This window comes from Amycolatopsis sp. 505 (assembly GCF_031625235.1).
Taxonomy (GTDB): domain Bacteria; phylum Actinomycetota; class Actinomycetes; order Mycobacteriales; family Pseudonocardiaceae; genus Amycolatopsis.
The window spans coordinates 878,275-896,356 of sequence record NZ_JACKQP010000001.1 but is presented as its reverse complement, the minus strand read 5'-3'; the positions used below and the strand labels follow the sequence as shown (position 1 = coordinate 896,356).

At 72.4% G+C, this 18,082-nt stretch carries 17 protein-coding genes and 1 pseudogene; 7 read left to right on the top strand and 11 right to left on the bottom strand.

Annotated features, from left to right (window positions below):
• Window positions 1-2: 2 nt before the first annotated feature.
• The 3 genes from H5965_RS04280 to H5965_RS04270 all read right to left on the bottom strand — a co-directional run bounded on the left by H5965_RS04280 (window position 3) and on the right by H5965_RS04270 (window position 2,739).
• A complete protein-coding gene (locus H5965_RS04280) occupies window positions 3-395 on the bottom strand; it encodes a FixH family protein (RefSeq protein WP_310967989.1) in 393 nt (130 codons plus the stop codon).
• Window positions 392-1,789 (bottom strand): hypothetical protein, encoded by a 1,398-nt coding sequence (locus H5965_RS04275; RefSeq protein ID WP_310967988.1) that lies wholly within the window; start codon window positions 1,787-1,789, stop codon window positions 392-394. Before H5965_RS04275 ends, H5965_RS04280 begins: the two co-directional genes overlap by 4 nt.
• 95 nt (window positions 1,790-1,884) lie before the next feature.
• Window positions 1,885-2,739, bottom strand: a complete 855-nt coding sequence (locus H5965_RS04270; RefSeq protein WP_310967987.1) for an alpha/beta hydrolase — start codon at window positions 2,737-2,739, stop codon at window positions 1,885-1,887.
• Window positions 2,740-2,793: 54 nt separating this feature from the next.
• Here H5965_RS04270 and H5965_RS04265 point away from each other — a divergent pair, with 54 nt between their 5' ends.
• Window positions 2,794-3,369, top strand: a complete 576-nt coding sequence (locus H5965_RS04265) for a CGNR zinc finger domain-containing protein (RefSeq protein ID WP_310967986.1) — start codon at window positions 2,794-2,796, stop codon at window positions 3,367-3,369.
• Window positions 3,370-3,799: 430 nt separating this feature from the next.
• Here the strand turns inward: H5965_RS04265 and H5965_RS04260 are convergent, their stop codons facing one another.
• Genes H5965_RS04260 through H5965_RS04250 form a run of 3 tightly spaced genes read right to left on the bottom strand, consistent with a single transcriptional unit; the run spans window position 3,800 to window position 6,584 of the window.
• Window positions 3,800-4,666, bottom strand: a complete 867-nt coding sequence (locus H5965_RS04260) for an oxygenase MpaB family protein (protein ID WP_310967985.1) — start codon at window positions 4,664-4,666, stop codon at window positions 3,800-3,802.
• Window positions 4,666-5,241: a TetR family transcriptional regulator gene (locus H5965_RS04255; RefSeq protein ID WP_310967984.1), complete on the bottom strand. Its 576-nt coding sequence runs from the start codon at window positions 5,239-5,241 to the stop codon at window positions 4,666-4,668. The genes H5965_RS04260 and H5965_RS04255 overlap by 1 nt, the downstream gene beginning before the upstream one ends.
• Complete coding sequence (locus tag H5965_RS04250; protein WP_310967983.1) at window positions 5,208-6,584, bottom strand: amidase; 1,377 nt, start codon at window positions 6,582-6,584, stop codon at window positions 5,208-5,210. The genes H5965_RS04255 and H5965_RS04250 overlap by 34 nt, the downstream gene beginning before the upstream one ends.
• A gap of 126 nt (window positions 6,585-6,710) precedes the next feature.
• On the opposite strand from H5965_RS04250, the gene H5965_RS04245 reads away from it, so the two are divergent.
• Window positions 6,711-7,259 carry a dihydrofolate reductase family protein gene (locus H5965_RS04245; protein ID WP_310967982.1) on the top strand — a complete coding sequence of 183 codons (549 nt, stop codon included), beginning with the start codon at window positions 6,711-6,713 and terminating at the stop codon, window positions 7,257-7,259.
• Between the two features lie 38 nt (window positions 7,260-7,297).
• Window positions 7,298-8,332, top strand: a complete 1,035-nt coding sequence (locus H5965_RS04240; RefSeq protein WP_310967981.1) for a D-cysteine desulfhydrase family protein — start codon at window positions 7,298-7,300, stop codon at window positions 8,330-8,332.
• 78 nt (window positions 8,333-8,410) lie between these two features.
• Here H5965_RS04240 and H5965_RS04235 read toward each other — a convergent pair.
• Window positions 8,411-8,977, bottom strand: a pseudogene (locus tag H5965_RS04235) (DUF998 domain-containing protein); the annotation flags it as partial.
• 34 nt (window positions 8,978-9,011) lie between these two features.
• Window positions 9,012-9,797, bottom strand: coding sequence for a protein phosphatase 2C domain-containing protein (locus H5965_RS04230; protein ID WP_310967980.1), 786 nt, complete (start codon window positions 9,795-9,797; stop codon window positions 9,012-9,014).
• Between the two features lie 290 nt (window positions 9,798-10,087).
• Between H5965_RS04230 and H5965_RS04225 the strand changes: the two genes are divergently transcribed.
• Together H5965_RS04225 and H5965_RS04220 are read left to right on the top strand one after the other, a co-directional pair.
• The gene (locus H5965_RS04225) at window positions 10,088-10,297 is read left to right on the top strand and encodes a sigma factor-like helix-turn-helix DNA-binding protein (protein WP_004559389.1); all 210 of its coding nucleotides are present in this window, start codon (window positions 10,088-10,090) and stop codon (window positions 10,295-10,297) included.
• On the top strand, window positions 10,297-10,824 hold the full coding sequence (locus tag H5965_RS04220) for a Clp protease N-terminal domain-containing protein (RefSeq protein ID WP_310967979.1): 528 nt from the start codon (window positions 10,297-10,299) through the stop codon (window positions 10,822-10,824). Before H5965_RS04225 ends, H5965_RS04220 begins: the two co-directional genes overlap by 1 nt.
• On the opposite strand, the gene H5965_RS04215 is transcribed toward H5965_RS04220, so the two are convergent.
• The gene (locus tag H5965_RS04215) at window positions 10,821-11,441 is read right to left on the bottom strand and encodes a hypothetical protein (RefSeq protein ID WP_310967978.1); all 621 of its coding nucleotides are present in this window, start codon (window positions 11,439-11,441) and stop codon (window positions 10,821-10,823) included. The two genes, H5965_RS04220 and H5965_RS04215, sit on opposite strands and share 4 nt — an antisense overlap.
• Window positions 11,442-11,502: 61 nt before the next feature.
• Here H5965_RS04215 and H5965_RS04210 point away from each other — a divergent pair, with 61 nt between their 5' ends.
• A complete protein-coding gene (locus tag H5965_RS04210; protein ID WP_310967977.1) occupies window positions 11,503-12,951 on the top strand; it encodes a PLP-dependent aminotransferase family protein in 1,449 nt (482 codons plus the stop codon).
• 495 nt (window positions 12,952-13,446) lie between these two features.
• Here the strand turns inward: H5965_RS04210 and H5965_RS04205 are convergent, their stop codons facing one another.
• Entirely contained in the window at window positions 13,447-14,748 is a 1,302-nt protein-coding gene (locus tag H5965_RS04205) for a hypothetical protein (RefSeq protein WP_310967976.1), read from the bottom strand.
• Window positions 14,749-15,468: 720 nt separating this feature from the next.
• Complete coding sequence (locus tag H5965_RS04200; RefSeq protein ID WP_310967975.1) at window positions 15,469-16,635, bottom strand: pyridoxal phosphate-dependent aminotransferase; 1,167 nt, start codon at window positions 16,633-16,635, stop codon at window positions 15,469-15,471.
• Window positions 16,636-16,664: 29 nt separating this feature from the next.
• Between H5965_RS04200 and H5965_RS04195 the strand changes: the two genes are divergently transcribed.
• Entirely contained in the window at window positions 16,665-17,963 is a 1,299-nt protein-coding gene (locus tag H5965_RS04195; RefSeq protein WP_310967974.1) for a DUF445 family protein, read from the top strand.
• Window positions 17,964-18,082: the final 119 nt, after the last annotated feature.

The window sequence follows — 18,082 nt, the reverse complement described above, 5'->3', positions numbered from 1 at the left end:
GACTACTTGACCAACACGGGAAAGACGATCTGCGCGGGCCCGCCGGGGCCGCGCAGCGAAACGGAAATCTCCCACTGCCCGGACATCGGCAGCCCGACGTCCGTGGCGCGGTACCGGCCGGGCCCGTCCGGCGCGGCGGGGACCGCCGGGAACGCGTGCCCCATCTGCGCCATGACCGGAGCCACCGTGACGGCTTCGGGCGTCGGCCCGCTCACCGTGACCACGATCGTGTTGCCGCCGAGGTGGGGCTGTTCCGCGGAGAACTGGACGGTGTAGGGACCCGAAACCGCCTGCTGGGCCGTGGGTTTCGCGTCGCCGCCACCCCAGAGCAGCCACGCGGCACCGGCCGCGACGACCAGGGCGACGACGGCGATCAGCAACGTCGGGCGTTTCACCGGCCGGCTCCGGTCGCCGGGACGTCGACCACGGCGGGCACGGTGAGCACCCGGTAGCCGCGTTCGGCCTGCAGCCAGATCCGGTACCGGCCGGGCTGGGCGAAGGTGTAGGTGAAGCCGACGTCCGGGCCGTACGCGGCAACCGTCTCATCAGGACGGTCCCGCTGGCCCGCGACCGGCGGGATCATGGCGTGGACGTGCGCCCAGGTGGGTGCCTTCGCGGCGCTTTCGCCGACGGGGCCGGTGATCGGCCCGGCGATGATCAGGTGGCCGAGCATGCCCAGCCACGGCTGGAGGTCCTGGGCGGGGAAGCGGGCGGTGATCGTCGTCGGCGTCCCGGGACTGATGGTGAGGTCGACCGGGGTGCCGTCGATCGTCCGCGGCCCGGCGCCGGGTGGTTCGGGTGCGGGGGCGGCGGTGCCCTTGAGGTCCACTGTGGACCGGGCGAGCTGGACCCCGCCGCCGCGCCGGGCGAGTTCGGCCGCGACCGCGTACGTGCCCGTTTCCGGATCGGCGAGGTGGACGCGGTAGTCGCCGGGGCCGACGCGCACCGGGTGCAGGTGGCTCAGCCGGCCGGACGGCGAGACGAGCACCAGGTGCACCAGGGCGTTGTCCCGGACCAGCAGGTCGTCGGCCGGGCGGCCGGTGGCGCCGTCGGTGAGGCTCAGCTCGAGGTCGTCGTTCCCGGCTCGGACGGCCAGGTTCACCGGCGGCCGCGAATAATCCACAGTGGACAGCTGGGCGTTTGCGTACGGATCGGTGACGTTGTCGAACGTCGGGTCCAGCTGGCTGCCGGGCGCCGGCGGCGGCGGAGTGCCCGCCGACAGCAGCGCCCCGGTGACGGCGACGGCGATCGCGGCGACCACGCCGGCGCCCGGGATGAGCGCGAACGCCGTCCGCTTGGCGCGCAGCCCCACGGCCAGGGCGATGAGCAGGAAGGCGCCCGCGGCGACGAACCCGCCGTAGGTCGCCTTTTCCCACGGCGGGACCACCCGGGCGGGCACGATGAACGGGATCGTGGCTGTCCGCCCGGTGTCGTCGCTCAGCGAGAGTTCCCACGGTCCCGGTTTGTCGACTTGGAGATTCCCCGGGTAGACGCCCGGCGTGGCGCCGAGGGCGACGTCCGTGCGCGAGCTCGGGACGCCGTCGGCCGCGACGGCCAGGTGCAGCGTGCCGGGCGCGGTGCCCTGGTGCGTCACGACGTCCACCCTCAGCGGCGACGGTGTGGTGTCGACGCGGCGGATGATCACGGTGAGCTCGCGCTCGCCGAGCGTCTGGGCGACCTGGACGTCGGCGCCGCTCGGTGCGCCGTCGGCGTGCGCGATCCCGCCGCCGGCCACGATCCCCAGTGCGGCCAGCAGCATCAGCAGTACGGCTCTCGGTTTGCTCCCCATCGTGTGCCGAACCTAACCGGTGGATCCGGTGGCGGGCGTCACGGCGGCGAGGGAACTCCGGTCCCCAGTTCGGGGGACCGGAGGCCCCGGGAGTCTCAGGGGTGGAGGAATTTCCGCAGGTGGGCGACCACTTCGCCGGGCTGCTCCTCGGGCAGGAAATGGCCGCACTCGGCGAGGGGTTCGCCGGTGACGTCGTCGGCGTACTCGCGCCAGATGTCGAGCGTGGGGAGGGTGCCGAGCAGGCCGTTCGCGCCCCAGAGGGCGAGAAGTGGCTGGGTGAGGCGCTTCCCGGCGGCGAAGTCGGCGTCGTCGAGTTCGGCGTCGTCGGGGAAGGAGGCGCGGTAGTCGTCGAAGCCGGCCCGGAGCGCGCCCGGCTGGGAGAAGGCGCGGACGTACTCGGCCTGCGCGTCGGCGTCGAGGGCGTGGCGCTGGTGGGTCCAGCGCTCGAAGAAGTAGCCGAGGTAGGCGGCGATGTTCTGGCCGGCCAGGAGTTCCGGCAGGTCGGGCTGGAGGTGGAAGAGCCAGTGCCAGTACCCCTTGGCGATGCCGGCGTCGAGGCGCTGCCACATCGCGCGGGTCGGGGCGATGTCGAGGACGGCGAGGCGGTCGACCTGGTCCGGGCGGTCGAGGGCCCAGCGGTGGGCGACGCGGCCGCCGCGGTCGTGCCCCACGACGGCGGTGGTGGCGAACCCGAGGTGGTCGGCGAGGGCGGCGATGTCGGCGGCCATGGTGCGCTTGTCGTAGCCGTCCCTCGGCTTGTCGCTGCGACCGTAGCCGCGCAGGTCGGGGGCGATCACGGTGTGCGTCTCGGCCAGGGGGTCCAGGACCTTGTGCCAGCAGTGCGACGTCTGCGGCCAGCCGTGCAGCAGGAACAGCGGCGGGCCGTCACCGGCGCGGAGGTAGTGCAGGCGGATGCCGTTGACGGTGGCCATGTTGTCTAACCGGTTCATAGGGTTAGACGGTAGCGCTGCTTCTAACTGTCTTCAAGGGTTAGAATGACCGGCATGGAGTGGGTCTTCGACGGCGGACGGCCGTGCCTCGACCTCGTCAACACGATGCGCAGCCGGCACGAGTCCGGCGTGGAGCTGCTGACGGGCCCGGACGCGCTGGCGGAGTGGTTCTCGTTGGCGGGGCTGACGACGGGCCCGGTGCCGGTGACGGCGGGCAACGTCCTGGCGGCGAAGGCGCTGCGGGAGGCGATCGACCGGGTGCTGCTGCCGCCGGAGGAACCGTCCTCGATGGACGTCGAGTTGGTCAACAACGCGGCGGCCTCCGCGCCGGCACCTCCGCCGCGCCTGGCGTTGGCGGGCGGAGCGCTGCGCCGCGAGGTCCCGGCCCCGAAGGACCCGGTGGCGGCGGCGTTCGCAGCCCTGGCGGCGGACGCAATCGACCTGGCCACGAGCGACGCCGAGGTCCGAGTCTGCGCGGCCGACGACTGCGGCTTGCGGTTCTGCGACGCCTCACCCCGCCGCAACCGCCAGTGGTGCTCGATGTCCCGCTGCGGAAACCGAGCCAAAGCCCGAGCCCACTACGCCCGAACCGCTCCACAGGCGAGGCGAGATGTGGACAACCCGGCCTAGCCAGCCGTCTCACCACCGGTTTCCGTCATAGCCAGCCGATACGCTGGAGACGGGGGGCGCCCCCGCGGGCCACTCCCTCAAATCCCACGTGTCGCCCTGCCAATCACGCGTGTCGCCCTGCCAATCACGGGTGTCGACCCTCCAGTCACGCGTGTCGACCTTCCAAACACGTGTCGACCCTCCAGTCACGCGTGTCGACCCTCCAGTCACGCGTGTCGACCCTCCAGTCACGCGTGTCGACCCTCCAGTCACGCGAGTTGCCCTTCCAGACAGGCGAGGTGCGCCTCTAATCACGCGAGTTGCGCCTTCAATCACACGAGATCGCTCTCCAATCACGTGAGATCGGCCGGCGATCACGCGAGATCGCACCTCGATCACGCGAGATCGCGCCAGTTGCGCCCTCGACCACCCAAGGCTCAGCCGGCCGGCGTCAAGACCGCTGCGCCGAGCCCGGGCCCCTGCCGCCAATCAACCGGTCGTAAACCCCCGGATGCGCGCGGAACCACACGTTGAGCTTCCCGATCCACCGCATGTGCGCGGTCCGCAACCCGGCCGGAATCGGTGTCGCCAGCAGCCGCACCGCCGCCGCGAACCGGTCGAACCGCCGCTGGTCCCGTGACGTCCACTGTAGACCGAGGCGCTCCCGGAAAGCCGGTGGCAGCGTCGCCCGGATCAGGAACATCTGGATCCGCGCGTGCCACCGCCACCACGAGTCGGGCAGCCACCGGACCGGCTTCGGCACCGTCCGGATCGTCTCGAAAAGCTGCTCGATCGCCGGGTTCGTCACGAACCCCGCGACCATGGCGTCGTAATACCGCTCGAAAGCCGCCCAGTCCGGCGGCAAATCCCGCGAACGCACCCCCAGCATCCGCCCGACGTCGCACATCTGCGCGTAGTACTCGTCCAGTTCCGATGTGGACAGACGCCGTCCAAAGAACCGTTGCGCGTCAACCGGAACCTTTACCAACGTCGCATGCACCCACGCATACGCCGCAGGGTCCAGCGCGCTGTACCGCCGCCCGTCCGCCACGCCCGTGAACCTCCGGTGCAACGCGCGCAACCGAGCCGCCTCGACACGCGCGCCCGCCGGGCCGCCGTAGACGTAGATCGACAGCGATGCGCCCGTTCGCATCAGGCGCGTCCACGGGTCCGACGTGTAATCCGAGTGGTCCCGCACCCCCGCCGCGACGACCGGGTGGGCCACCTGCAGCACCAGCACCTGCCCGGCCAGCAGCCCGTCGCGGAAGTCGCCGAAGTACTTCCACGCCGCCGTGCCGCGGACGACCGGGCGGGCCATCAAGCTCCGCGGAGCAACATTATCAGCGGCTCGGCCACCGGCGTGTCCGTCTCGCCCGTCGCCAGGCGCCGCAGCTGCAACCCCGCGATCAGCGCCACCACCGGCCCTGCCAGCCGGGCCGGATCGGGCACTCCCAACGCGCTGAGGATCGTCACCGCCAGTTCGTCGTACGCCGCGAAGCACCGCGAAGAAGCTTCGTGCAGCTCCGGGTCCCGCGCCGCCTGGAGGTACAACTCGTGCGCGCCGAGCTCGTCCGCGCCGAACGGCAGCTGCGCGATCACGTGCTCCACCACCGACGCCGCCTGCTCGACGCTCAGCCCCTCCGAGCGGTAGCCGTCCACGATCGCGCCGAGCTTCGCCGTCTCGTCCTCGACGAACAGCAGCATCGCCTCGCGCAGCAACGCCGTCTGGCTGGGGAAGTGGTAGGTCAACGTCCCGAGGGAGACACCCGCGGCGGCGACGATCCGGCGGTTGGTCAGCCCGCCGACACCGTGTTCGCCGACGACGGTCAGCGCGCCGCGCAGGATGGCCTCCCGGGTGCTCACCAGCTTGTCGCGGGATGCCGCTCCGGCCACCGTTCGACCTCTTCCAGTTGCGCGGCAAGCGAAATCAGCCGCTCCTCGGCGTGCGACGGGCCGAGCAGCTGCGCGCCGAGCGGCAACCCGTCCGCCGTCTGCCCGGCCGGGACGTTGACTCCCGGCCAGCCCAGCACGTTCCACGGCCAAGCGTACGGGCACGCGGCGATCATGGCCTGGTCGGTCTCCCAGCCGGACAGCCCGTCGAACGTGCCGATCGCGGGCGGCGGGGTGGCGGTGGTCGGCGTCAGCAGGACGTCGACGCGGCCGAACACCGAGCCGATCCGCCGGTGCAGGCCCGGCTCGAGGGCACGGGCCAGCCGAAGCGCGGGGCCGGCCAGCAGGCGGCCGTGACCGGCGTTGCTGCGCGTGCGCGGGTCGAGCCCGGCCCGGTCGGGCACCCGCAGCGCCCAGTCGCGGACGCCGGTGAGCGACCGCGGCAGGAAGGTCAGCCCGATCAGGCCGTAGTCCGGCTCGACCTCGACGATCTCGTGCCCCAGCCCGGCCAGGGACTCGGCGAGCCGGCGCACGGCGGCGTCGACGACCGGGTCGAGGCGGGTCTTGGTGGCGGTGAACGGGATTCGCGTGGACAGCCCGATCCGCAGCTTCCCGGGCTCGCGCGCGGCGGCCGCGCGGAACACGCCGGACGTCCCGGCGGCCGCGTCGAGCAGCAGGGCGGCGTCCTCGGTGGTGCGGGCCAGCGGCCCGAGCACGGTCAGGCCGTGGAACAGCTCGCCGTCGGTCGGGATCCGGCCGCGCTGGGTCTTGATGCCGACCAGCCCGGTCCACGCGGCCGGGATGCGCACCGAACCGGCGCCGTCGGACCCGAGCGCGGCCGCGATGACCCCCGACGCCACCGCGGCCGCGCTCCCGCCCGAAGAACCCCCTGGGGTGTGGCCGGTGTGCCACGGGTTGCGCGTCACGCCGAAGGCCGGGCCCTCGGTGAACGGCCACTGGCCCAGTTCGGGGGTGTTTGTCTTGCCGATGATCACCGCTCCGGCCTCGCGCAGCAGCGCGACCGCGGGCGCGTCGGCCGTCGCGCACGGGAATTCGCCGGGGCAGCCGAACGAGGTGGGCAGGCCGGTGAGGTCGACGTCGTCCTTGATCGCGACCGGCACGCCGAGCAGGGGAGCGCATTCGCCGGCGGCCAGGCGCCGATCGGCCTCGGCGGCTTCGGCGAGGGCTTCGTCGTCACGCAGGTGGCGGAACGCGTTGAGCGTCGGCTGGCTCGCGTGCGCCCGCCCGAGCGCGGCCGCCGTGAGCTCCGCGGAGGTGATTTCACCCGCGGCGAGCTGCGCGGCCTGGGCGGCGAGGCCGGTGAAGTCGAGGCTCGTAGCGGTCATGGTGGCCCCCGAAGGTTCTCGTTCGTTCGAACGAACGTTACCGGATACCGACGGTCTTCGGCTACTCCCGATGAGTTTTCCCGGCCCCGGCGGTCTACCTCGCCGACGACTACGTGAGGAGAAACCATGGCCACGGTGCACGCGGGGATGAGCATGTCGCTGGACGGCTTCGTCGCCGACCGCCACGGCGGCACGGCGCGGCTGTCCGACCCGGCCGCCTCGAACGGCAGCGAGTACATGACCGGCCTGATCCGCGAGACCGGCGCGGTCGTCCTCGGCCGCCGCACCTTCGCGATGGCCGAGGACCCGGACTGGTACCTCGGAAACTACGAGTTCCAGGTCCCGATCTTCGTCGTCACGCACACGCCGCCGGCCGTGTCGCCCGCGCAGGACGAGCGCCTCACCTTCACCTTCGTGACCGACGGGATCGCGTCGGCGATCACGCAGGCGAGGGCGGCCGCGGAAGAGTGGGCGGTCAAGGTGATCGGCACGAGCGTGGTCCGGCAGGCCGTGCGGGCGGGGCTGGCCGACGAGCTGCACGTCCGGATGGCCCCGGTGCTGCTGGGCGCCGGGCTGCCGCTGTTCGGCGACCCCGAGCTCGACGGCGTCAGGCTCCGGCGGATCGGCGTGCGCGAGGTCGGGCCGCACACCGAGCTCCGCTTCGCGGTGCTTTAACCCCCTATAGTGGTTAGAAAGCCGAGCCTGGAGGGCCGATGACGTTCGACTTCGCCGGATTCCCCGACGCCGCGCTGGCGGCGATCCCCCGCGTCGACCTGGGTGGCTGGCCGACGCCGCTGCACGAGGCGCCGCGGCTCGGCGAAGCCCTCGGCCTGCGCAACCTCTGGCTGAAGCGCGACGACGTCCACCCGCTCGGCGCCGGCGGCAACAAACTCCGCAAGCTCGAGTATCACCTGGGCGCGGCCCAGGCGGCCGGCGCGGACACCGTGATCACGTTCGGCGCGCTCCAGACCAACCACGGGCGTCAGACCGCCGCTGCGTGCGCGAAGCTGGGCCTGCGCTGCGAACTCGTGCTGACCGCCAAGGTCCCGCGCGACGGCGAGGCGTATGAACGCGGCGGCAACCTCCCGCTCGACAAGCTGTTCGGCGCGACCGTCCACGTCTGCGCGGACGGCGAGGAGACCGGCCGCACGTACGACCGGCTCGTCGCCCAAGCGCAGCAAGACGGCCGGAAGGTCTTCACGATTCCGGTCGGCGGCTCCAACGACCTCGGCGCCCTCGGTTACGTCCGTGCTACCCATGAACTCGCGAAGCAGCTGGAGGAACGCGGCATCGAGCGCGCTCACCTCGTCGTCCCGCACGCCAGCGGCGGCACCGCGGCCGGGGTGGTCCTGGCCACCGCCCTGCTCGGCGGCCTCGGCGTCGGCGTCGCCTGCGTCAGCCACCCGCTCGACGAGGCCACGGAGAACCTCCGCGACCTCGTCGACGGCGCGGCCAAGCTCCTCGGCGTCGAGCCGCCGCCCTCGCCCTTCCCGCACGCGAGACTGGGCGATTCCACCCTCGGCCCCGGCTACGGCATCCCGACCGACGCCGTCTGGAACGCGCTACGGCTCTTCGGGCGCACCGAAGGCGTGGTGCTCGATCCGGTCTACACCGGCAAAGTGGCCGCCGCGCTGGTCGAATGGGCGGGCCACTTCGCCCCGGACGACCACGTGGTGTTCCTGCACACCGGCGGCATGCCCGGCCTGTACGGCTACGCGCCCGAATTCGCGGCGGCCGTCGAAAGCTGACTCGAGCCGGGCCGCCAGCCACAGCAGCGTCCCCAGCAGCACGACGTCGGCGAGCAGCAGCAGCCGCTGCGTGACGCCGATCGGGAAGGCGTCGGAGATTTCGCGGAACGGCGTCACCCCGGCCTCGCTCAGCCGCACGAACACGAAGCTCAGGGCGAAGAGCGCGAACGCGCCCGCGGTCAGCCGGATCGACCGGACCAGCGCGACGCGCTCGGGCCGGCCCTTCAGCGGCTCCAGCAGCGAGATCGCCGCGCCGGGCAGGCTGCAGAACGCGACCAGGCACGCGTAGAGGTGGATTTCGCCGCTCACCGGGTCGGGTGCCTCGGGGTAGCTGGCCGGGAAGATCGCGGCCGCGGCCAGCCCGAGCGCCCACAACGCGAGCAGCAGCCGGGTCGTCCGCGACAACGGCACGCCGGCGACCTGCAGCGCGCCGAGCACCGCGAGCGACCCGATGGCCAGCGAGAGCACGCTCGCCGCGAGCATCCCTTCGCCGCGGTCGGTCACCGTGTAGCTCGACAGCGTGTCGTACACCGGATTGCGTGAGCTGATGATGTGCAGCACCACAGCGGTGAACAGGCCCCACCCGATCGCCGCCACCGCGACGAGCCGCCACGGTCTCGTGCGCTTCCCCGTTTCCGTCCCCATGCGACCAGGTTCGCGGGAAACGCGACCGCCGTGATCAGGGAAGACCCTGATTAACCCCCTGATTGAAATCCACGAGGACGAGCGCCTGGTCGTCGTGCCGCTTCGGCCGCGGCCAGCGCTCGCCGTCCGGATCCTGCTTTTCGGCGGTGCGGACGGCATCGAGCACGGCGTCCGGCCCGTCGCCGCGGGTGATCGCCAGAACTTTGCGCCAGTCGAAAAGTTCGTACTGGTCGACGCCGATGGACACACCGTCGCTGGCGAGCAGCACCGCATCGACGTCGTCCCGCGGCCAGCTGCGCCGGACCGAGTGCGCGGCGGCACCGGGGACGGCTTCGGCGACCCAGAAGCCGTCGTGGGCGTTGCGCCGGCGCCGGACGTCGGCGCCGGTCTGGAGCAGCCCGCGTCTTCGCAGCCGGGTCAGCCGGTCGTCCGACACGACGTCGACGCCGAAGCGGCCGAACCCGACCACCGGGCTGTCGGCGAGGACGAGCGCGTCGACCCGGTCTCCGAGCCAGCGCACGGCCGCAACCGTGCTCGACGGCGAGCGTTGCGGCTGTAGTTCGTGTTCGGCGGTGAGGGCGGCGATCGCGCTGGTCAGCACCTCGGTCAGATCGGCTTCCGGGGCCGCGCGGAGGTCGCCGGCGAGGCGCCGGGCCAGGCGTTCGGCGTACCAGCCGCCGGGTGGATGCGAGGGATCCGACGAGGTGGCGCCGTCGAGGACGAGCACCGCGTTGTCCAGCACGACGACGTGGTCCTCGGTGGGGCGTGGGTGGCCGTCGGCGCCCACCCCGGCCCGTTCGGCGATCGCGATCTCGGGCATCACCCGACTGTACGTCGCCCGTCCGGCACGTTCGCGCTGAGCGGCGCGGGCCCGGCAGAACGGCACGTTGACGCCGGACTCGCACCCCACCCAGACCTCCCCGGCGGGCAACTCGCGCACCGGCGGCGCCTGCATTGTCGCGAATGACTCATTCGGGACGTCCGAGGTCCCCAATGAGTCATTCGCGACCCTCGGAGAGCCAGCCTCGGCCGACATCCGCAACCCAGCGCAGAGAACCGCCGTGTCAACCGGAGTTGACAGCCTCCGAATGTCAACGTAGGTTGACAAGCATGACGGAAGCGACGGACTTGGCCGCCCGGGCGGGTGATCGCGATCCCCGGGTGGGGCTGCGCGCGGTCGCCGCGCTCCGGCGGCTGCTGGAACAACTGGAGGCCGTGCAGGTGCGCAGTGCGCGGGTGCACGGCTGGTCGTGGCAGGAGATCGCCGCCGAGCTGGGGGTCAGCCGGCAGGCCGTGCACAAGAAGTACGGGAGGCACTGATGTTCGAGAGGTTCACGGCGGACGCGCGGATGGCGGTCGTCGAAGCGCAGATCGTGGCGCGGGAGTCCGGCTCGGTCGAGATCGGGCCCGCCCACCTGCTCGCCGGGCTGGTGAAGACCGGCGCCCAGGTGCTCGCCGACCTTGGCGTGTCCACTGAGGACATCGCGGCCGAGCTGGCCCGCACCCGGCGCCGCGGCGGTGTGAGCGACGCCGACGCCGAGGCGCTCACCGAGTTCGGTATCGACGTCGAGCAGATCGTCGAGCGCGTCGAGCAGACGCACGGCGAAGGGGCGCTGGCCGGGCGGCTCGGCCCGGCCAAGCGCGGGCACATCCCGTTCACCGCACAATCGAAGAAGACCCTCGAACTGAGCCTCAGGGAAGCCGTCCGGCTGGGCGACAAGCACCTCGGCCAGGAGCACATCCTGCTCGCGCTGGCCCAGCAGCGCGGCACCGACGACGTCCTCGCCCGGCGCGGCGCGGACTACCTGACGCTGCGCCGGGCCGTGCAGCAGCGCAAAGCCGGTTAGCTCTCGCGCCAGGTCGTCCTGGGCAGCAGCGCCTGGGTGAGCGGGCCGATCGCGAGCGCGTAGAGGACGGTGCCGACGCCGACGGTCCCGCCGAGCAGGAAACCGGCCGCCACCACGGTCACCTCGATGCCGGTGCGCACCAGCCGGATCGGCCAGCCGGTGCGGCCGGCGAGCCCGGTCATCAGGCCGTCGCGGGGGCCCGGCCCCAGCCGGGCGCCGACGTAGGTGGCGGTCGCGACCCCGTTGAGCACCACTCCGCCGACCAGCAGCGCGATCTGCCACGCCAGCTCGTGCTGCTCGGGGAGGAACGCGCGGACGACGTCGACCACGACCGAGATGATCACGACGTTCGCGATGGTGCCGATGCCGGGCCGCTGGCGCAGCGGGAGCCACAGCAGCAGCACGGCCACCGAGATGAGGCCGGTGACGGTGCCGAACGTCAGGCCGGTGTGCTTCATCACGCCTTCGGCGAGCACGCTCCACGGCTCGAGCCCGAGGCCGGCGCGGGTGACGAGGGCGACGCTGGCGCCGTAGAGCGTGAGGCCGGCGAGCAGCTGCACGCTGCGGCGGACGGGGTTGCGGGAGATCCGGACGGGCCGGAGGTCGATCTGAGCCACGACCTCACTATCGTCGGAAAGTGGCCTGGCAAACCATAGCCAATTGCGGGATATTGGCCTTATGGAAGCTGTGCTCCCGGTAGGTGGACGTATTTCTGGCCCGCGATTGGCCGTCATGCTGGGCTCGTGGCGGCAAGGTGGCTCCCGTCAGGGGGCCGCGGACCTCGCGGCGGCCATCGAGCTGCAGGTGCTCGACGGCCAGCTCCCGCTGGGCACCCGGCTGCCCGCCGAGCGCGAGCTGGCCGATGCGCTCGGCGCCAGCCGGACGCTGATCGGCGCGGCGCTGGACCGGTTGCGGGAGAGCGGGCTGGTCGCGAGCCGCCGTGGCGCGGGCTCGTGGGTCGCCGCGCCCGGGCGGCGGCGCCGCGGTCCGCTCGCGCCGGCGGGTGACGGCTCGATCGACTTCACCCACGCGTCCTCTCCCGCCGTCCCGGGCATGGCCGCGGCGGTCGACGCGGCACGCGTCCGGCTCGCCGACCACCTGGGCGACCACGGCTACCAGGAGCGCGGCCTGCCCGCCCTGCGCGAGCGGATCGCGCGGCGCTACACCGAGCGCGGACTGCCGACGACGCCCGCCCAGGTCATGGTCACCAACGGCGCGCACCACGCGTTCGTGCTGGTCCTGCGGATGCTCGCCGGGCCCGGTGACCGTGTGCTGGTCGAGCAGCCGACGTACCCGAACGCCCTGGAGGCGATCCGCGCCGCGCACGCCATCCCGGTGCCGGTCGCGCTCGATCCGAGCGGCGAGCGCGGCTGGGACATCGCCGGCATCGACGCGGCCCTGCGCCAGGCGTCCCCGCGGTTCGCCTACCTCGTCGTCGACTTCCAGAACCCGACCGGCCTGCGCCTGGACACCGACGGCCGCTCCCGGCTCGGGGCCGTGCTGGCCCGCGCCCGGACCCCGGTCGTGGTGGACGAAACGCTCGTCGAGCTGGACCTGGAGGACGATCCGCGGCACGGACCGCCGCCGCTGGCCGCGTTCGCCGGTGACCTGGCGATCTGCGTCGGTTCGGCGTCCAAGACGCACTGGGGCGGACTGCGGCTCGGCTGGATCCGCGCGTCGGAGGACCTGCTCGGCCGCCTGGTTTCGGCGCGCTACGCGGTCGACCTCGGGTCGCCTGTGTTCGAACAGCTCGTGCTGACCGAGCTGATGGCTGACGAGACCCTGCTGCACCGCAGGCGCGAGGAGCTGCACGGCTACCGCGACGCGCTGGCCGGCGCGGTGCACCGGCACCTCGCGGACTGGACGTTCACGCTGCCGGCGGGCGGCCTGTCGCTGTGGTGCCGGATGCCGGAGCCGGTGAGCTCGCGCCTGGCGGTGGCGGCGGCGAGCCACGGCGTCCAGGTGGCACCGGGTTCGCGCTTCGGCGTCCACGGCGGGCTGGAACGCTGGATCCGGCTGCCGTTTTCGCTGCCACCGGACCGGATCGACGAGGCGGTCCGGCGGCTGAGCGCGGCCGAAGCGTCCGTCCGCGGCACCCCGGCGTCCTTGGACGCACCCATCGCATGACGGAACCGGTGCGCTGGATGCGAGCCTGCTCCCAGGGATGGGCGGCGTTCATGTGCATCCAGCGCACCGGTTCGTCGTTCCACACACCCGCTCACGGACGTGACCCCGTTCGCGGGTACCGCGGCTTCCCGGCACAGCCCCTCGACGTGCCGGGAAGCCGGCGGCTCAGGTGCGCTCGCGGTACTGCGAGTCCTCGCTCGGCGCGGTGAGCAAGGGCTCCCGGAGCGCACCCGGTGTGGGTCCCGGCGCCGCGGGGGCAGCGCGGCGCCGGGACCGGGATCCGACCCGGCCGGGCGCGGTCGGCCGGTCGGAAAGTCTGTGGTTTCGCATGGTTTTCGCCCCTGGGGTACGTCGGACGCGCGTGCGGCGTCACGAGACGTGAAAGAGCCACGGATTGCTGGCTGGAGCAGGGGAAACGTCACGCCTCAACGGCGTGCGGGCGCACCTTGATGATCTTGATTTGGGCGCACTTGTCCCCGGCTGCCCGGTCGGGGGTCAGTCGGGGGAGGTGGTGGGCAGGGCGGCTTCCCGGCCCGCGCCGTCGACCTCGTGGTCGCGGCTGGTGCCGATCAGCTTGAGCTGCGTGGTGGTGACGTCGTCGGTGTGGACGGCGAACGCGTGGCGGGCGCCGCCGGAGCCGTCGTGGCCCGCGGCCGCGGTGGGAGCCGGCGCGCTCGGGGCGGTGGTGCCGCCGGGCAGGCCGGGCGTGGAGTCGCCGCCGCCGGTGACGTGGGTACCGGAGTCGCGCGGCTGCTCGTGGACCGCCGGCAGCGAGCCGGCGTGCCGGACGACGACCAGGTGCACGGCCGAAGCCCGGGAGGTCTGCTGCTGGCCGGCCGTCGCGGAGGCCGCGGCGGGGACGGTTTCGGCGACCGCGGCCGGTGCCTGGGTGCCGACGGCCGTCACGCCGTGGTCGACCGCGGTCACGCCGCCGGCGTTCGAGCTGCCGCCGAGCACCGGGTTCAGGAGGTCGTCCAAGGGCAGCAGCACCGGCGCGTCCGGGTGGCCCGCGGGCGGCTGGGTGAGCGGCGCGAGCACGGTGTGGGACAGCGTGTCGGTGACCGTGCCGAGGGTGTCCGTGACGGTGGTGAGCGTCCCGCCGACCACGTTCAGCACGCCGCCGACGAGCCCGCCGACCAGACCACCGCCGGACGAGGTGGCCTCGGCCGGCGCGGCGGTGTCCTTTGTGGTCGTTCCGGTGACCGCCTTCAGGGTGCCGCCGACGAGGCCGAGCAGGTTCCCGCTGGAAGAGGTGGCCTTCGGTGCTTCGGAGCTTTCCGAGGACGCCGCCTTCCTGGTGGCCGCGGGCTCCTCGGCGGGCGAGGTGTCCGACGGCTCCGCCGTGGTGGCGGCTCCGGCGGAAGGGCTTTCCGGGTCGTCCTTTGTGGTCTCGGTCGCGGTGGGTGCTTCGGCCGGCTGCGTCTCGTCCGCCGCGGGCGGCTCGGCGGTGTCGGCCTTCGGCTGCGCCGAGCAGGTGCCGGCGCCGGTCTCGTGGTGGCTCTTGCGGTGCCTGGCGTGCCAGAGCGGCTTCGCGGCATGGTCCACAGTGGAAACCACGGGCGCATCGGGGCACGCCGGGCGCTCGGCCGCCGAAGCGGTGCTGCCGGACAGCGCGGCGCCGAGCAGCCAGCCGGCCAGGGTCAGGCCGCCGGCGACCAGGATCTTGGCGGCGGGCCGCTGCAGCGACGCCGTCCATGGGCGCGGCGCGCGTACGCGCGCGTACGAGGCAACCGGATCACCCGCGGTGAGCGCAGGCCGAACGGGAGCGTCGCGGCGCGCGTCCGCCGTGCTGCTCACCGCCACCACCACCGTCCGCGCCTGAGGCTTCCGCGATTTCCGCTCGAGCCTGTTCTTGCTGGGGTCTTTCTCCGGTCAGGTCGCAGTTCCCCCGGGGCTGCACTCTTTCCAGCGCCGCTCGGGAGTCTTTCATCTCTCCCGCGTTCGATCCAGCCCGCAAGGCCGGGCGGCCCGGTCGGGCACCGCATCTGCGGCCGACAAGTTGATCACTCTCAGTGCCGTTCGGGTGCTCGCTTACGGCCATTCGGACGAGTTCTGCAATTTGCACATCTCGGCGTTGACCTGATGTTTCCACGAACCCGAACGCGCTTTGTGTCGAGTCGGTTCCGCTCGGTGCGCAACCGGCGGTTCCGGCCAAGTGACCGGAATTTGACCGGGATGTGGGACGGCCACTGGGCCGAACGGGTTCCGCGCGCGGCTTCACTTGCCCTGCCCCGAAAAGTGCGCGACCCGGACCGCCCCCGGATCCGGCTGCGGTCCGTGATCGCGAACTCCTCGCCGGGACGCCGCGCGGGGCGCCCGGTGCGGCGGGGGCGCGCCAGGCGGAGCCGCGCGTCGAGACCGTCGCTGCGTCCATCGTGGACACAGGCGCCACCAACGCGGAGAGTGACGACCGTGAGCGGCAAGTGGTGGACCCGGCGGTTGGTCCGTCCGGGCTCCGTGGCCCCGGCCGGGGTGAGCTCGCGCCGGAACGCCGTCTACTCAGCCGGACCGCGGTGATCAGACCAGTTTGCGCAATCGGGTGATGCCTTCGTCGATGACCTCGTTGCGCTTGCAGAACGCGAAACGCAGCAGGTGTTTCCACTCGTCCGGGTGATCGGTGAACACCTTCACCGGCACCGCGGCGACCCCGACCCGGGCCGGCAGTTCCCAGGCCAGGTCGGCGGCGTCGGTGAAGCCCAGCGGCCGCACGTCGACGCAGACGAAGTAGGTGCCCGCCGTCCGCCGGACCGCGAACCCGGCGTCCGCGAGCCCGGCCGAAAGCCGGTCCCGCTTCTCCTGCAGCGACTCGCGCAGGCCCTCGACCCAGGGCAGCTCGTGGTCGAGCGCGTGCGCGACGGCCGGCTGGAGTGGTCCGCCGGACACGAAGGTCATGAACTGCTTCGCCGCCTTCACCGCCGCGACGAGCTCCGGCGTCGAGCAGACCCAGCCGATCTTCCAGCCGGTGCAGTTGAACGTCTTGCCGGCGCTGGAGATGCTCACCGTCCGCGGCCGCATGCCGGGCAGCGTGACCAGCGGGACGTGCTCGGAGTCGTCGAAGACGAGGTGCTCGTAGACCTCGTCGCAGATCGCGATCAGGTCGTGCTCGACGCAGAGCGCGGCGAGCGCCTCCAGCTCGGCGCGGGTGAACACGGTGCCGGTCGGGTTGTGCGGCGAGTTCACCAGGACCGCCCTGGTCCGCGGCGTGACGGCGGCGCGCAGGCCGTCGAGGTCGAGGCCGAACCGGCCGTCGGGGCCTTCGACCAGGCCGACGACCCGGCGTTCGGCCCCCGCCATCGCGACCGCGGCGGCGTAGGAGTCGTAGTACGGCTCGATGACGATCACCTCGTCGCCGGGCTCGGTCAGGGCGAGCAGCGACGCCGCGATGGCCTCGGTGGCGCCCGCGGTGACCAGGATCTCCGTGTCCGGGTCGTACTCGGTGCCGTAGCGCTGCCGGTGCCGCGCGATCGCGGCCCGCAGCTCGGGCCGCCCGGGCCCCGGCGGGTACTGGTTGGCCCCGCCGAACAGCGCGTTCTTCGCCGCTTCGAGCATGCCGGCCGGCCCGTCGGTGTCCGGGAAGCCCTGGCCGAGGTTGACGGCGTCGTGCCGGACGGCCAGCGCCGTCATCTCGGCGAAGATGGTCGAAGTGAACGGCCGCAGCCGGGGGACGAGAGCAGGTTCGCGCACGATCAGCCATCCTCACGGACAATGGCGATGTGGAGCAACTGACCCCCGCGAAGGTGACGCCCGCCGACCCACCGGGCGGCGCGGCCGGTGAAGAGGAAAAGCGGCGCGCGCTGCGCAAGATGAAGCTGGTCGCGCTGTCGTTCCTGCTCGGTGCCACGCTCGTGTTCCTGCTGACCAGCTGGGCGCAGGCGAGCGGCTGGCCGGGCTGGGTCGGATACGTGCGCGCCGCGGCCGAGGCGGGCATGGTCGGCGCGCTCGCCGACTGGTTCGCCGTCACCGCGCTGTTCCGGCACCCGCTCGGGCTGAAGATCCCGCACACGGCGATCATCCCGAACAAGAAGGACGCGCTGGGCAACAGCCTCGGCGACTTCGTCGGCTCGAACTTCCTGTCCGAGGAGGTCGTGCGCGACAAGCTCAAGCGCGTCGAGATCGCGCGGCGCCTCGGCGCGTGGCTGGCGCAGGAGGAGAACGCCGAGCGCGTGACGTCCGAGCTGGCCACGGTGGTCCGGGCGGCCGTGCGCGTCCTCCGGGACGAGGACGTCCAGGCGATCATGGAGCAGGCGGTCGCGCGGCGGATCATCGACAAGCCGTGGGGCCCGCCGCTGGGCAAGATCCTGCAGGGCGTGTTCGCCGACGGCGCGCACCACAAGCTCGTGGACCTGATGTGCGACCGCGCGTACGAGTGGGTCCGCGACAACCACACGACGATGCTGCGCGTGGTGTCGGACCGGGCGCCGAGCTGGTCGCCGAAGTTCGTCGACGAGATGCTCGCGGACAAGGTCTACGGCGAGGTCCTGTCCTTCGCCTGGGCGGTCAAGACCGACGTCAACCACCCGATGCGGCTGGCGCTGGACAAGTTCCTCGGCGAGTTCGCCCAGGACCTGCAGACCGACCCGGACGTGATGGCCCGCGCCGAGCAGGTGAAGGGCCAGATCGTGCACCACGAGGAGGTCCAGCGCCTGATCGGCTCGGCGTGGAGCACGGCGAAGGAGATGCTCCTGACCGCGGCCGAGGACCCGTCGAGCGAGCTGCGCCGCCGCGTCCGGCTCGGGCTGGTGTCGCTGGGGACCCGCCTGGTCTCCGACGACCAGCTGCGGTCGAAGGCCGACGGCTGGGTCGAGGGCGCCGCGGCGTACCTGGTGAAGAACTACTCACGGGAACTCACCACGATCATCACCGACACGGTCGAGCGATGGGACGCCGAGGAGACGTCCCGCAAGATCGAGCTCCAGGTGGGCCGCGACCTGCAGTTCATCCGGATCAACGGCACGGTGGTGGGCGCGCTCGCCGGCCTCGTCATCTACGCGGTCGCGGAGCTGCTGTTCTGACGGCCGAGCTCTATACCACACCCGGGGGACCTTCAAACCAGTTGTCCACAGGAACCTGAGTTATCCCCCGGGTTATCCACAACTTTTCACGGTGATGGCCTAACGGCTGTCCACAACGT

What these genes read in the sequence shown, in the direction of transcription:
- H5965_RS04225 (WP_004559389.1), top strand. Translation starts at nt 10,088, where the DNA reads ATGACGGAAGCGACGGACTTGGCCGCCCGGGCGGGTGATCGCGATCCC.
- H5965_RS04275 (WP_310967988.1), bottom strand. Translation starts at nt 1,789, where the DNA reads ATGGGGAGCAAACCGAGAGCCGTACTGCTGATGCTGCTGGCCGCACTG.
- H5965_RS04230 (WP_310967980.1), bottom strand. Translation starts at nt 9,797, where the DNA reads ATGCCCGAGATCGCGATCGCCGAACGGGCCGGGGTGGGCGCCGACGGC.
- H5965_RS04245 (WP_310967982.1), top strand. Translation starts at nt 6,711, where the DNA reads ATGGCCACGGTGCACGCGGGGATGAGCATGTCGCTGGACGGCTTCGTC.
- H5965_RS04240 (WP_310967981.1), top strand. Translation starts at nt 7,298, where the DNA reads ATGACGTTCGACTTCGCCGGATTCCCCGACGCCGCGCTGGCGGCGATC.
- H5965_RS04260 (WP_310967985.1), bottom strand. Translation starts at nt 4,666, where the DNA reads ATGGCCCGCCCGGTCGTCCGCGGCACGGCGGCGTGGAAGTACTTCGGC.
- H5965_RS04270 (WP_310967987.1), bottom strand. Translation starts at nt 2,739, where the DNA reads ATGAACCGGTTAGACAACATGGCCACCGTCAACGGCATCCGCCTGCAC.
- H5965_RS04265 (WP_310967986.1), top strand. Translation starts at nt 2,794, where the DNA reads ATGGAGTGGGTCTTCGACGGCGGACGGCCGTGCCTCGACCTCGTCAAC.
- H5965_RS04220 (WP_310967979.1), top strand. Translation starts at nt 10,297, where the DNA reads ATGTTCGAGAGGTTCACGGCGGACGCGCGGATGGCGGTCGTCGAAGCG.
- H5965_RS04250 (WP_310967983.1), bottom strand. Translation starts at nt 6,584, where the DNA reads ATGACCGCTACGAGCCTCGACTTCACCGGCCTCGCCGCCCAGGCCGCG.
- H5965_RS04210 (WP_310967977.1), top strand. Translation starts at nt 11,503, where the DNA reads ATGGAAGCTGTGCTCCCGGTAGGTGGACGTATTTCTGGCCCGCGATTG.